Genomic DNA, 12,681 nt, shown 5'->3' with positions numbered 1-12,681 from the left:
TCAAGATGAGACTTCCCATCACTTCGAGTGAGTAAGATCCCTCAGAGACGATGAGGTTGATAGGTTCGAGGTGGAAGCGTGGTGACACGTGGAGCTGACGAATACTAATCGATCGAGGACTTAACTAGATTCTTTTCGATGTCACGGTATCTACTCTTATTTAGTTTTCAGGGTGCAAATCAACCCTATAATGCAAGTTGTCTGGTGGCGATGGCGGAGAGGCCACACCTGTTCCCATGCCGAACACAGAAGTTAAGCTCTCCAGCGCCGATGGTAGTTGGGACTTTGTCCCTGCAAGAGTAGGACGCTGCCAGGCAAAGCAAAACCCGGGAAGTGAATATCGCTTCCCGGGTTTTTTAGTATGCATGAAGTGATTTAAGAAGGCTCTACCATATAGGGGATTCAATCAAAAACTCGAGCACAAGGCACGTAGATTTGAATATCTTTTACACTTGGGTGAGCTCAAGCTGGAGTAAGGCCCAGCGAGACAAAGCTGAGCAGCTAATCAAGTATTCCGATGATCATTGATGAGTTGATTTATTTGTATGTAACTTGAAACTAATATAGTATTTTCAATGGAAGGGGAGTGACTGAATGAGTGAGAACATCTCAGAGATTGATTACAGACAAGTAGCAGAATATGCATTAGAACCATTAATCATACATTCGGATTTAAAAATTATATATGTAAATAGTGCAGCTGAAACATTTTTCAAAGCTTCTAGAGAAGAAATTGTCGGGGCAAGTCCGTTAGATATTTTTAAGGAGACATCCAAATCGGCAATAGATAAAAGAATTAAATCGGCTTATGAACAACCAGCAAAAGTTATTGAAGAAACCATATATCGTATGGACCGCACGACAGTGGATGTAGAGCTATATTGCCATCCTGTAAAGATAGGAGATACAAAAGCAATTCAAACGTACGTACGGGATATAACAGAAAAAAAGCTGGCGGAGAAAAAGCAGCGGGAAATAACAAAGGAAATACACGAGCTATCCTCAACATTGGTTCCGCTATTTGACGGGATTGCGATACTTCCATTAGTAGGAGCTATTAATGAGGAAAGGGCCTTACATCTATTGGAAAAAGTCCCGGAAAATGTAACGAACCAGAATATAGATAGAATCATTTTGGATTTCTCTGGTACATATAGTCTAGACTCCATGGTTTTGGATTACATATTTAAAATCCGTAGTGTATTGTCCGTAATGGGAGTAGATTACGTCATTACAGGATTAAGGCCGGAGTTGGCCATGCAAGCTATAAATTTAGGTATCGAATCTAAATCCATCCTGATTGCATTGAATGTGAAGGAAGCAATTAAGAAGTTAACCGAAGAGTGAGTAATATCACTCATTCCTTTACACCGGAAGTTTCCCTGTTCTGCGGAATAGCACCATGACTAAGCTTGAAGAGCCATTGAATAAAGGCTAACTAGGTTATGGAACGTTACCAGCATGTTATGACGGCGTTTATTAATTCTGCCAAGCCCTGACACACAATGTCAGGGCTTTTCGGGATTTAAAATATAGTCTCAAAAAACAAGCTGGCGCTAGTGACTGATAGTCGTTCGGGGATTGGGCGGGCCTGGCTGGGATTCATGGCCTGATATATTCGGTGAACGGAAGGGATGACTATAAGTTGAGCTTACCGCAGCAAAGCAATTATTAGATTTAATATTAGAGGTGATTATTTTGAATACTGAACTTATAATAGTTTTCTTGGCTGTTTTATCTGGGATTATTGGAGGCTGGTTTACCTTAAATGCTAGGAAAAAGAGATAACTTAATGGTCCAGCTATCGATTACTGAATCACTGAGGAGTCTCATTCAGTAAGTATGATGAAAGAAGTTAAAACTATAACTAATTACCAATGGAGAGGGTAAATGTAATGGCAGCTAATGTGTTAAAAGAGGTCTGCAATCTTCTAGATCTGGATAATGAAAACAAAGCAGAAGAGGTAATTAAAAGACAATATCCCTTTCAAAATATCGAGTATTTAAATCGTTCCTATACAAAATCAAAAATGCTAGAAATATTTTTACGTGATGGCTTTATAGATCGTTATAGTGGTTATAGGCTAATTTTTCCTCCTGTACTTCGCCTATTATCAACTAAATTTCCCGACAGTTTTCCGTTCCATAAGAACTGGAAGATGAGCGAGTGCCATATTGCTTATTGGGAATTGATGCCTACAATCGATCATGTTTTTCCAATAGCTCAGGGAGGTACAGACGAAGGCACAAACCTCATATGTACGTCTATGATACGAAATAGTGCAAAATCAAACTTTACACTTGAACAATTAGGATGGGAAATCCATTCACGTGGCGATTTAGATGAGTGGGATGGCTTGGTACATTGGTTCTTGAATTACGTTGAAAAATATGAGGAATTTTTACAAATTGAATATATTAAACAATGGTACTCGTTAGCCAAGAAAAAAATGGGATGAGTGGTATTTCCTTATATAGCAAAAGGGCGCTATTCTTTACAAGGATAGCGTCTTTTATTATGTAAATAAGCATGATACGTCCAATCTCCAGTAACTGAGACAGCAGATACCTTCTCCAATAGAGAGTCTTATTCTGCAGTTCAATAATGAAATGGAAGCTGAAGAATGGCCTACCGACTTTAGAATGGGGGGGTGCTTTGTTAATTCAAAGTACCCCCATTCTATGGATGTTTAGGACTGGTGGATCTACCAATGGGCCGGTATATGGACATCTTGTATTTAAAAAATCACTAATAATTTTCTAAATATTATTGACAACTAATTCTAGCGACGGTAATATAAAATAAATATTATTTATTAGTTAATTCAGTTAAGTATTATTTATATGAAAGGGAGGATATAAATCAACTTATAAAGGAGCTAAAGAAATGGGAAGCAGAAGTAGGGAGGTTGAAAGTCAAATTGGCAGAAGAATTGTCAGCGGGGCTATACAGCCAGGTGAAAAGTTACCCAAAGTTGAAGAACTGAGTGAACAATATGGTGTGAGTCGTACTGTAGTAAGGGAGGCTCTTCAAGGCTTGTCCTCAAAAAATATAATTCGCGCAAACCAACGCTCAGGAACTATTGTTTTACCCAGCAATCAATGGCAATGGTGGGATCTTGACGTAATTACTTGGCTAAGTGATTACCAAGGCAGGGATGGAGAGTTTTATCTTGATATGACAGACGTTAGATTAGGAATAGAGCCTATTGCTGCCCAATTAGCAGCCAGAAATGCAACTGAAGAAGATAAAGAGGAGATCACTGAACGTTTCAAAGACCTTGAAAATGCATTGGGGGATATGAAAAAGTGGGCAAAAGCCGATTATGAATTCCATTTTAGAATTATAGAGGCTTCGCATAACACATTGATGATCAGTTTGTTAAAGTTGCTGCACAATGGTTTAGTAATTAGTAGAGAAAAAAGCTTGTCCACTTTACGTGAGAATCCGGACCTACAGCAAGGAGAGCCTGATTCGGAGATAATAAAAAGGCATAAGGATCTTTATAAAGCTGTAATAAATGGAGATGAAGAACAAGCAAAAAGTGTAATGGAAAATATGATTTTGCGAGTAAAAGAGTTATTTGAAAAAACGCTGCTTCAAAACACACAAATTAAATAAAGAAGAGAGGTAATTGTTCATGGGAATTCAAATTGTCCGCTTCAAAAAGAATAATGAAACAAATTGGGGAGTTGTATCAAATAACCAGATTAAGGTATTGGAAGATAATTATTCAACTCTAGCCGAGCTTCTAGATAATGGGGAGGAAGAAGCAAGAAGGATTGCAGATGATGTAAACGCCTCCACTGTTTCGTTTGAGGAAGTGACCTTGCTAAGCCCGATAACTAAACCGGCCAGGATAATTTGCCAAGGAGCAAATTATTCGACACACCGGGAAGAATCCGGAATGGAAGCAAATCGTCCTCCTTTTAATTTGATTTTTAGCAAAGCAGACAGTTCTCTTTGTGGTGCGGAGGATAACATTTTATGCCCTCCTAACGTAAAGTTGCTGGACTACGAAATTGAATTAGGTCTAGTAATAGGGAGAGAAATTAGTAATGCTGTAGAAGCTACTGATGAAAACTTAGGTGAATTTTTGGCAGGGCTTGTGATAGGTAATGATGTCTCGGCGCGTGATGTGCAATTAGTGGAAGGTCAATGGCTCAAGGGGAAAAGTTATCGCACTTTCTGTCCTGTAGGCCCATATTTTTATTTGCTGGATAAAGAAGAAATACCAGCCATTCATGATCTCGAATTGGACCTCTGGGTAAATGATGAGCTCCGTCAATCAGCTAACACAAGTCAGTTGTTATTTAAACCGGCTGAAACAATTACAGAGTTATCTCAAATCATGGATTTATCAAAGGGAGATTTGATTTTATCTGGAACTACTGGCGGTGTTGCAATGAAATTAACACCTGAGATTCTAAAAATGGTTTCTAATCCAACTCTTTCTGTCGAAGAAAAAACCAATGCCTTACTGGAGAGCCAATCAGAAAATGACAGCTATCTAAAAGATGGAGACATAGTTCGGGCAAGAATAAAGAGTAAAGATGGGAAAATTGATTTAGGAGAGTTAAAAAATGCGGTACGTCGCGAGTTACCAGTGACTTCGATTTTAGGGTAAATTTACATGACTTGTGTCCGGTGCCCTTATGTTCCTTACGTAAAGGACATTGCAAAGTTAGCTAAAGTAAGGCAATAGCGAAGATGGTACTAGTCGAGCAAAACCCTAAACAACTCTTACTAGAGTCGTTTAGGGTTTTGCTAGTTTGTAAGGAAGATACGAGCTGAGCCACTCTCTGGGTCGACTGTTTCCTTAGGATTCATCCTGAAAAATGTGGTACCGGATGAAACCTTGGCTCAGTCATTTTCTTGCTTGATATGGCAGCAGCCAAAGAAAGGTGCATTTAAGGTGATGCACAATTGAAAATACAGATTAACCGCAGGGTCTTCTTTCCCATTTTCCAATCTATCTATATAGTTACTAGTTACACCAACCTCATACGCAAGTTGCTCCTGTGTACACATTTTCTTTTTTCTATAAGTAAGTATCTGTTTTCCCAGAGCCTTTTGGAATTCTTGTAATTCTTGAGAGTTCATCTTTTTTCCTCCTTTCTATAGTGATTATCATATAAGAAGAGAATGATGTACATGCAGTATTATACAAGTTTGTTGCATTAGGGAAACACAAAGAAACGAGCAAGCATTAATTATTTTAATTGTTCTAAATTTTTTAATAAATGTTGCGCATAGAGGAACCCAACCCTTTCTTTTCCTTTTACACCCCAATATAATGGGAAATATCTACTAGAAATGCATCCGCTGACTTGTAAAAGTGTATCTTTTACAGTAATTATTTGAATAATGAAAACCTTCATTTCTACAAGAATATGTAAGCGGTTTCTGAAGTTCGGATAATTATTGAATAAAAAACCAAAATCAGGAGGAATGAAAGGATGAAAGCTGCTTGACTTAAGGTATTCAGATCGCTAAATAGATTGGGGTGAAGAGAACTTACAGACACTAGTAAATATTGGTGCGTCCTTATTTTTTATTATCTTTGTAGGATTACAAGTCCATTCTCAACCATTCGGTTTATAGAAAAAAGGAGGAAGATTTATGAAACATACAAAAACAGTATTTGCCCTCATTTTGATGTCAATGGTTCTTTTCTTAAGTGCATGTGGAGACGGTGACAATGAAACAGGTGCTGCAGGCAGTGAGGGAGGAGAAACATACGAATTTAAAATATCCTATGTTACCCAAACCGCTCATAATTGGCATGCATTTGCGGAGAAGTTTAAGGAAGAATTAGACGAGAAATCTAATGGCAGAATGCAACTCGACCTTTATCCTGCCGCTCAATTAGGGCCTGAAGCAGATATGGTACAGCAAATGAACAGTGGTTCACTTGATTTTGCTCTACTTACGGTCCCATATCTGAGCACGCGCATACCTGCATTAGATGCTTGGAATATGCCGTTCTTATTTGAGGATCTAGAAGCTGGCATTGAGGCCTCAAAGACAGAGCCTGCACAGGAAATGCTGGGGTTGCTTGAGGAACAAGGGCTTAAAGGAATGGGTTATTTGCATACTGGTACCCACAGCCTGCTAATGAAAGATGAAGCGATTAACACATTGGAAGACGTAGATGGAAAGAAATTGCGTTTTACTGGGGGAGCTTCGGTATTAGGATTCTGGGAGGATATTGGTTCAAGTCCGATAGCTATGGGATTGCCTGAGGTATATAATGCCTTGCAGACAGGTGTTATTGATGGTGTTTCTATAGATACGAATGCATTATTATCGGAAAAATACCATGAAATCACGGAGAACTATGTATTGTCCAAACACATGGTGTTCGGGGGTATTGTAGCAGCAAGCCTGCAGAATTATGAAAATATGCCTGCGGAAGATCGGGAAATCATTGATGAAGCAATGGCTGAGTCACTTGAATGGGGTAAGGAACAGTTGCTCATTAATGATGTTGAGGACTTAAAAGAGGTAGAACAGCTGGTAAATGTTACCGAACTGGACAACCGGGATGCATTTGTTGAAGAGGCACAGAAAGTCCATGAAGAATACTCCGAGAAAAATGAGTTGATCAAAGAATTCATTGACACAGTAAAAGAGAAATAAGAATTTTTCTGGCATTCCGGGGAGTTTGGTTCCTTACCCCAAAGGCTTAGACCCTAGTTGGGATCAAGCTCTCCATAAATGTCTTATTTTCTGTTTTCATACATCCTTGGTCAGTGAACAAAGTGACAGCACTTTACTTTTTGAAGTAAATGCTTTCAGACAAAAGCTTCTTAGTGCAAATCATCTCTTTTGATACCATATGGAGGGCATCGTCATGACAGGAAAATTAAAAGGAAAAACTGCATTGGTAACCGGAGCCGCCAGCGGTCTAGGGTTGGCAGATGTAATAGAATTTGTAAAAGAAGATGCCGAAACAGTCATTATGGTAGACCAAAATCATTCAAGACTGAAAGAGGTCTCAAAAAAGGTTGCGGAATATGGAGATTCTATCATTATTCCATACGGTATTGATGTAACAAGTGAAAATGGTTGGCAGGCATTGACGGATTTTTTAGACCAGCGAATAGATAAAATGGATGTGCTCGTAAATAACGCTGGAGTAAATAAACGGGATACATTTGAGGACTGCACACTAGAGGACTGGAATCATATTATTTCTGTCAATCAGACAGGTGTGTTTCTTGGAATGAAGTACTGTTTGGACTTGTTAAAAAGGTCCGGTAATGCTTCTATTATCAACATGTCCTCCATAACAGGTTTGACTGGATATTTTGCCGTAGCATATACAGCTTCCAAGTGGGCTGTCAGAGGAATGACAAAATCTGCTGCAATGGAATTCGGAAAATACGGCATCAGGGTAAATTCTGTCCATCCAGGGTACATTGATACACCATTGAATGAATCTATTAAAGAGCTTATCCATGCGACCAATGGAATGAATCCTTTAGGAAGGGCAGGAGAGGCTACCGAAATTGCCAAGGTAGTGACGTTTCTTGCTTCGGATGATTCTTCCTATATGTCAGGATCTGAAGTCGTTCTCGATGGGGGAATGACCGCCGGAGGACAATTCAAGACTATTGCAGATCAATTTAACATTTACTAAAGGGGGAGGATGATAATGAGAGCTGTAAGCAACGGCATCTTTAAATTGGAAAAGGCATTAGTAATTATTTTAATACCCGTTATGCTGCTGGCGATGGTATTTGATATCTTTTTTCGTTATTTTCTAAGTTCCCCATTGATCTGGGGACAAGAGCTTGCACTTTATACATTTGTCTGGTCGAGTTTCATCGGAGCCAGTATGAGTATAAAAACGAGAGAGGCAGTAGCAGTAACCCTCTTTGTCAATAAAGTCAGCGATAGATTAAGAAATGTTCTAATCACTGCAGGTTTGCTTATCTGTGCTGTGTTCTCCATTTATATACTCTATTTATCGATTAGCTGGATAACAAATCCAACTATTCTATTGCAAAGATCGGTAACAACACAAACTCCTATGATTTATATGTATTTATGCATTCCAGTAAGTTTATTTTTTATGACCATTCATTTTATCAATTGGTTTCTTGAATCATTGCGCTTTACCAGAGCAGGGAAGGTGATGGAATGACGCTCACAGTTCTGATATTTGCCATCCTGCTTTTGATAAGAATTCCAATAGCTATTGTTTTAGGTATTTCTGGTGTGGTTCTGTTATTTGCAAGCGGGACTAGTGATATGCTTATTAATTTACCACAGCGGGTCTTCTCTTCATTGGAAAGCTATGGTTTACTGGCTATTCCATTGTTTATGCTGGCCGGTGAAATCATGAATACTGGCGGGATCACCACCCGTCTTATCACCTTTGCACAAAAATTCGTTGGCCATTTCCGAGGCGGTCTAGCTTACGTGAATGTTGTGGCAAATACCTTTCTGGCTTCTATTATTGGATCAGCTGCAGCGCAGATTGCTATGATGACCAAAATCATGGTCCCAGCTATGGAAAAGGAAGGGTATAAACGCGAATTTGGTGCGGTTACTACAGCATCAGCCGGGATGCTTGGCCCGATTATACCGCCAAGTATGCTTTTCATTATCTATGGGGCAACCTCGGGCACATCAATCGGAGATATGTTCCTTGCGGGTATCATTCCTGGGATTCTGATTTCTCTCGCTTTTACCCTTTTAATTGCCTATATCGGATATAAAGAGTCCTTTCCTTCAAAACCTAAAGCTTCCTGGGGAGAAAGAGGAAAGTCGTTGCTGACCGTTATCCCTGCATTGTTGGTTCCAGGCATATTGATTTGGGGTATTGTTACAGGTGTGTTCACTCCGACGGAATCAGCGGGTATAGCCTGTGTCATCGCATTGGTGGTAAGTTTTTTCTTTTACAAGGATATCAATTTAAAGGATCTGCCAAACATTATGGTAAACACAGCAATTTCAACTGCCATAGTGACTTTGCTTATTGCGATGGCAAGCATTTTCGGCTGGGCTATGACATTTGAACGTATTCCACAAACAATTGCAGAGTTGATGACAACCGTATCGAGCAGTCCGATAATTTTCTTGCTGTTGGTAAACATTTTGTTCCTGTTGCTGGGTATGGTGATTGAGGGTATCGCCCTCATTATCATTCTGACACCAATTTTTGTGCCGATTTTGCCGACATTTGGCATTGACCCTATTCATTTCGGAGTGCTGATTTGCCTGAACGTGACGATAGGAATCTTGACTCCGCCAGTCGGATCAGGGCTGTTTTTAGCGACATCGTTAGGAAAAGTCCCACTAGAATCTTTTGTCAAATTGATATGGCCATTTGTCCTGGTTGCTATATTTGTCCTGCTGCTGGTCACCTTTATTCCACAACTCACATTATGGATTCCATTGTTTGCCGAGTGATTTTCCGGAAGAAGAGGAGGGAAAACCGCAGTCATATGATATTATTTAGGATTCCATATCCCAAGACCGGGTTAGTCGGGGTTCTGATCATTCATTTAAACTTGGATGGTCAGAACCCCGATTCATTTCTGAACGGATAAAGCCCTCAGCCTGCTTCCCATGCTGTATTTGTTAACGATTTGGATAGACCTTCTATAATCTCACTTCGATCTCCTGAACCCCCCCTCTCCCTAAAACCAAACGAATCGGTATCCATCTGTTCACCTTTTTCCTATAATGAAGACACAGTCCTACGCGTATAGGCCATCATTTTGAAAAAGGAGGGCTGAGATTTGGTCCTGTTAAATATACTGGATTATTCGCCGATATTCGAAGGCTCGGATGCCCGTGAAGCGTTGCTGCATACAAGGGATTTAGCCGAGCTTGCAGATGAGCTCGGCTATCACCGGTACTGGGTGGCGGAGCACCATTACGTGTCCTCTGTTGCAGGAAGCACGCCGGAGATGCTGATGATGCAACTGGCTGTGTCGACTAGTCGGATACGAATCGGTTCAGGCGGGGTTATGCTGCCGCATTACAGTCCGTATAAGGTAGCCGAAAATTTCCGCATGCTCGAGGCCTTCCATCCCAATCGGATTGATTTAGGGATAGGCAGGTCGCCGAGCTTCCAAATTGTCAATCGGGCTTTGAATGAGGCGAGAGATAAGCGGATTTCCTATGAGCAGCAGGTGGAAGATATATATAAATACCTAACAGACGACACGGAAGAAGAGCATCGTTTTAAAAAGCTGATTGCAATGCCGGCAATCGACACCATCCCGCAAATATGGATATTGGGAAGCGGGTCAGGGAGTGCCAGGCTGGCCGGGGCATGGGGTTCTGCGTATGCATACGCTCATTTTGCCCCTTCCTCCAGGTCGAACGGCCAGGAGATAGTCAAAGAATACCGGAATAATTTTAAATCGACGTCCTTACTAGAAAAGCCGAAAGTCATGATTGCGGTTTTCGTGATTATCGCTGAAACAGCGGAGGAAGCTGAAGATATCGCCCAGGCATTCGATTTATGGCTGCTTTCTGTTGAATCGAGCCACCAGCCTCCATACTACCCATCCATCCAAACAGCGAAGGAGCGTGGACGGAGCAGGATCGAGGAGGAAAAGGCCGCGAGCAACCGGACACGTGTGATTATCGGTGACCCGGAACAGGTGAAGGCAGGCATAGAGGAAGTGGCTGAGTTGTATCTAGCTGACGAAGTAACAATCATCCCTCAATTTTACGATGCCAGGAATCGAAGAAAAGGGATTGAATTATTGGCGGAAGCATTTGGGTTGAATGCCGGCGGATGAGGATGTATATTAAGGGAACCCAAATCCTGGCAGCTTTTATTGTTTACTTGATTATTTTAAAAATAGAAAAGAGAGGAAAAGTACCATGAAACCTTTAAGTACATTTATTTTAACTGTATTAACTGCAATGATCATTACGGGATGTGGAACCGACCCAGCCGAAGAAGAATTACAACAAGCTGCACCTGAGGTAGAGAATAAGGGAAGTGTTGAAGAAGTCGAGTTTCCTCACATCCACGGCCTTGCTTTTACGGAGGATGGTGAGAAAGCATTCATTCCCGCCCACAGCGGACTCAGAGTTTATGAAGACGGAGTTTGGAAGAAAGTAGAAGGACCGAGACATGATTACATGGGATTCACGATGACGGCTGAGGGCTTCTATAGCAGCGGACACCCTTCCATGCAGACGGACTATGAAAACCCGCTTGGTATTATCAAAAGTACGGATGAAGGGAAAACGATTGAAGTTTTGGGGTTAGAAGGGGAAGTGGATTTTCATCTTATGGCCGCGGGATATAACTCCGGAGCCATCTATGTGATGAACCCGGCGCCTAATTCCAGTATGGATGATACAGGTTTGTATATGACCACCAACGAAGCAGGAGATTGGGAAAAAGGTTCCATGAACGGAGTATCTGGGGAAATCATTGCAATGGCCGCTCATCCGGAAGAGCAATCTACGGTGGCCGTAAGTACCGAAAAAGGGGTTTACCTATCACAGAATGCAGGTGACACATTTGAACAAGTCTTAGACGGAAGCCCGACGCCAGCTTTAACATTTACGCATGATGGTAAGATGCTTGCTGCTAAAGGGATAGGAAAAGAGACGACATTACAAGTGATTGATTTATCTGGAGAAAAACAACAAATACAGGCTCCAGAAATAAAAGAAGAGGATGCCATTAGTTATATTGCTCAAAATCCTCAATCAGCCGAAACATTTATGGTCACTACATTCAAGAAAGATATTTTTTACACAGAAGATAGTGGAGAAACATGGGAGCAGACTGCGAAAGAAGGGGAAAGCCAAAACAATTCTTAGGGAATGGTCTTGGTCTATTCTTCACAAAAAATATTTTTATAGGAACAACTCAGAGGTGTGATCATGAATCACATCTCTTTTTTCATTGAAGATTGGGTAGATCATTACCGCATAGGAATTTGGTTTTATTGTGGAAGAAAAAGACCGAAATAATAAGTGTAAAGTAATGCAAGTACCAGCTTTCAAAGTTTTTTAAGAGTTGCTATATAAAAGGGTAATCTCCTTAATTGGATATCGGTCTTTTATTTCTGCATTTTAGTGAAGGTCAGCCGGACTTTTGCACCTGAACACCAAGATACTTTGATAAGAATAATGTTCCTCTTATTGGTTGGAACAATTATTATTCTTTTTCAGTTAATGCAACAAGAATTTATCAAAAGCTCCATATTGCTAAGTCAGCCGGTTCCTATGACTTTATTATTTGTCCTTTTTATTATCGGATACAATCAGATGGGGCCAGTTCTTCCACTTCACTAAATACCGATAACAGCCATCAGAGTTTGAGTTCGAACAATTTGGTGGTACAGGCTGAGGAATATTCTTTCTCCCCAACCCATACAGCGATAATGGCCGGAGAAGAGGTTACAATAACTCTAGAGAATATAGGAGAAGTGGAACATGATTTGCAAATCAAAGAACTGAAAGCAGATATGATGGTACGGGAAACTTCATATAACCATCAAAATAGTAATAATGATATTCATGTTCATACGATGCCAGGAGATAAACAGGCAATTTCATTTATTCCGGTTACTCCTGGCAAATACAGTTATGTGTGCAAAATTCCCGGACATGCTGAGGCGGGCATGATAGGGGTCATTGAGGTTTTATCCTTGTAAAATAATGAGAAGCAATAGTTTATTTGCGAT

The 12,681-nt window shown here is 40.5% G+C and carries 12 protein-coding genes and 2 rRNA genes; 13 read left to right on the top strand and 1 reads right to left on the bottom strand.

The features are described 5' to 3' along the window. From ACFODW_RS07005 to ACFODW_RS06980, 6 genes are all read left to right on the top strand, one after another. Nucleotides 1-128 (top strand): 23S ribosomal RNA (locus tag ACFODW_RS07005); the annotation flags it as partial. A 72-nt stretch (nt 129-200) separates the two neighbouring features. Further along, nucleotides 201-316, top strand: a 5S ribosomal RNA gene (gene rrf / locus ACFODW_RS07000). Nucleotides 317-594: 278 nt separating this feature from the next. Further along, nucleotides 595-1,347, top strand: a complete 753-nt coding sequence (locus ACFODW_RS06995) for a PAS domain S-box protein (RefSeq protein ID WP_390304645.1) — start codon at nt 595-597, stop codon at nt 1,345-1,347. A gap of 548 nt (nt 1,348-1,895) precedes the next feature. Then, nucleotides 1,896-2,459, top strand: coding sequence for a hypothetical protein (locus tag ACFODW_RS06990; RefSeq protein ID WP_390304643.1), 564 nt, complete (start codon nt 1,896-1,898; stop codon nt 2,457-2,459). A 428-nt stretch (nt 2,460-2,887) separates the two neighbouring features. After that, on the top strand, nt 2,888-3,622 hold the full coding sequence (locus ACFODW_RS06985) for a FadR/GntR family transcriptional regulator (RefSeq protein WP_390304640.1): 735 nt from the start codon (nt 2,888-2,890) through the stop codon (nt 3,620-3,622). A 19-nt stretch (nt 3,623-3,641) separates the two neighbouring features. Then, entirely contained in the window at nt 3,642-4,628 is a 987-nt protein-coding gene (locus ACFODW_RS06980; RefSeq protein ID WP_390304638.1) for a fumarylacetoacetate hydrolase family protein, read from the top strand. A 236-nt stretch (nt 4,629-4,864) separates the two neighbouring features. Here the strand turns inward: ACFODW_RS06980 and ACFODW_RS06975 are convergent, their stop codons facing one another. Further along, complete coding sequence (locus ACFODW_RS06975) at nt 4,865-5,104, bottom strand: helix-turn-helix transcriptional regulator (RefSeq protein ID WP_390304635.1); 240 nt, start codon at nt 5,102-5,104, stop codon at nt 4,865-4,867. A 519-nt stretch (nt 5,105-5,623) separates the two neighbouring features. Here ACFODW_RS06975 and ACFODW_RS06970 point away from each other — a divergent pair. From ACFODW_RS06970 to ACFODW_RS06940, 7 genes are all read left to right on the top strand, one after another. Further along, nucleotides 5,624-6,643: a TRAP transporter substrate-binding protein gene (locus ACFODW_RS06970; RefSeq protein WP_390304633.1), complete on the top strand. Its 1,020-nt coding sequence runs from the start codon at nt 5,624-5,626 to the stop codon at nt 6,641-6,643. 214 nt (nt 6,644-6,857) lie between these two features. After that, nucleotides 6,858-7,646: an SDR family NAD(P)-dependent oxidoreductase gene (locus tag ACFODW_RS06965; protein WP_390304631.1), complete on the top strand. Its 789-nt coding sequence runs from the start codon at nt 6,858-6,860 to the stop codon at nt 7,644-7,646. 15 nt (nt 7,647-7,661) lie between these two features. Then, nucleotides 7,662-8,153, top strand: coding sequence for a TRAP transporter small permease (locus ACFODW_RS06960; RefSeq protein WP_390304629.1), 492 nt, complete (start codon nt 7,662-7,664; stop codon nt 8,151-8,153). After that, complete coding sequence (locus tag ACFODW_RS06955) at nt 8,150-9,424, top strand: TRAP transporter large permease (RefSeq protein WP_390304627.1); 1,275 nt, start codon at nt 8,150-8,152, stop codon at nt 9,422-9,424. The genes ACFODW_RS06960 and ACFODW_RS06955 overlap by 4 nt, the downstream gene beginning before the upstream one ends. Nucleotides 9,425-9,756: 332 nt before the next feature. Further along, nucleotides 9,757-10,770 carry an LLM class flavin-dependent oxidoreductase gene (locus ACFODW_RS06950; RefSeq protein WP_390304625.1) on the top strand — a complete coding sequence of 338 codons (1,014 nt, stop codon included), beginning with the start codon at nt 9,757-9,759 and terminating at the stop codon, nt 10,768-10,770. A gap of 85 nt (nt 10,771-10,855) precedes the next feature. Continuing rightward, nucleotides 10,856-11,812: a F510_1955 family glycosylhydrolase gene (locus ACFODW_RS06945; protein WP_390304623.1), complete on the top strand. Its 957-nt coding sequence runs from the start codon at nt 10,856-10,858 to the stop codon at nt 11,810-11,812. A 500-nt stretch (nt 11,813-12,312) separates the two neighbouring features. Further along, a complete protein-coding gene (locus ACFODW_RS06940) occupies nt 12,313-12,651 on the top strand; it encodes a plastocyanin/azurin family copper-binding protein (RefSeq protein WP_390304621.1) in 339 nt (112 codons plus the stop codon). Nucleotides 12,652-12,681: the final 30 nt, after the last annotated feature.

The organism is Virgibacillus sediminis, from assembly GCF_042643265.1.
In the GTDB taxonomy this organism is placed as follows: Bacteria; Bacillota; Bacilli; order Bacillales; family Amphibacillaceae; genus Virgibacillus_O; species Virgibacillus_O sediminis.
This window is presented reverse-complemented; position numbering and strand designations above follow the sequence as displayed.

Coding starts and splice junctions, on each gene's coding strand:
- ACFODW_RS06965 (WP_390304631.1), top strand. CDS start 6,858: ATGACAGGAAAATTAAAAGGAAAAACTGCATTGGTAACCGGAGCCGCC.
- ACFODW_RS06990 (WP_390304643.1), top strand. CDS start 1,896: ATGGCAGCTAATGTGTTAAAAGAGGTCTGCAATCTTCTAGATCTGGAT.
- ACFODW_RS06960 (WP_390304629.1), top strand. CDS start 7,662: ATGAGAGCTGTAAGCAACGGCATCTTTAAATTGGAAAAGGCATTAGTA.
- ACFODW_RS06975 (WP_390304635.1), bottom strand. CDS start 5,104: ATGAACTCTCAAGAATTACAAGAATTCCAAAAGGCTCTGGGAAAACAG.
- ACFODW_RS06980 (WP_390304638.1), top strand. CDS start 3,642: ATGGGAATTCAAATTGTCCGCTTCAAAAAGAATAATGAAACAAATTGG.
- ACFODW_RS06995 (WP_390304645.1), top strand. CDS start 595: ATGAGTGAGAACATCTCAGAGATTGATTACAGACAAGTAGCAGAATAT.
- ACFODW_RS06945 (WP_390304623.1), top strand. CDS start 10,856: ATGAAACCTTTAAGTACATTTATTTTAACTGTATTAACTGCAATGATC.
- ACFODW_RS06970 (WP_390304633.1), top strand. CDS start 5,624: ATGAAACATACAAAAACAGTATTTGCCCTCATTTTGATGTCAATGGTT.
- ACFODW_RS06985 (WP_390304640.1), top strand. CDS start 2,888: ATGGGAAGCAGAAGTAGGGAGGTTGAAAGTCAAATTGGCAGAAGAATT.
- ACFODW_RS06955 (WP_390304627.1), top strand. CDS start 8,150: ATGACGCTCACAGTTCTGATATTTGCCATCCTGCTTTTGATAAGAATT.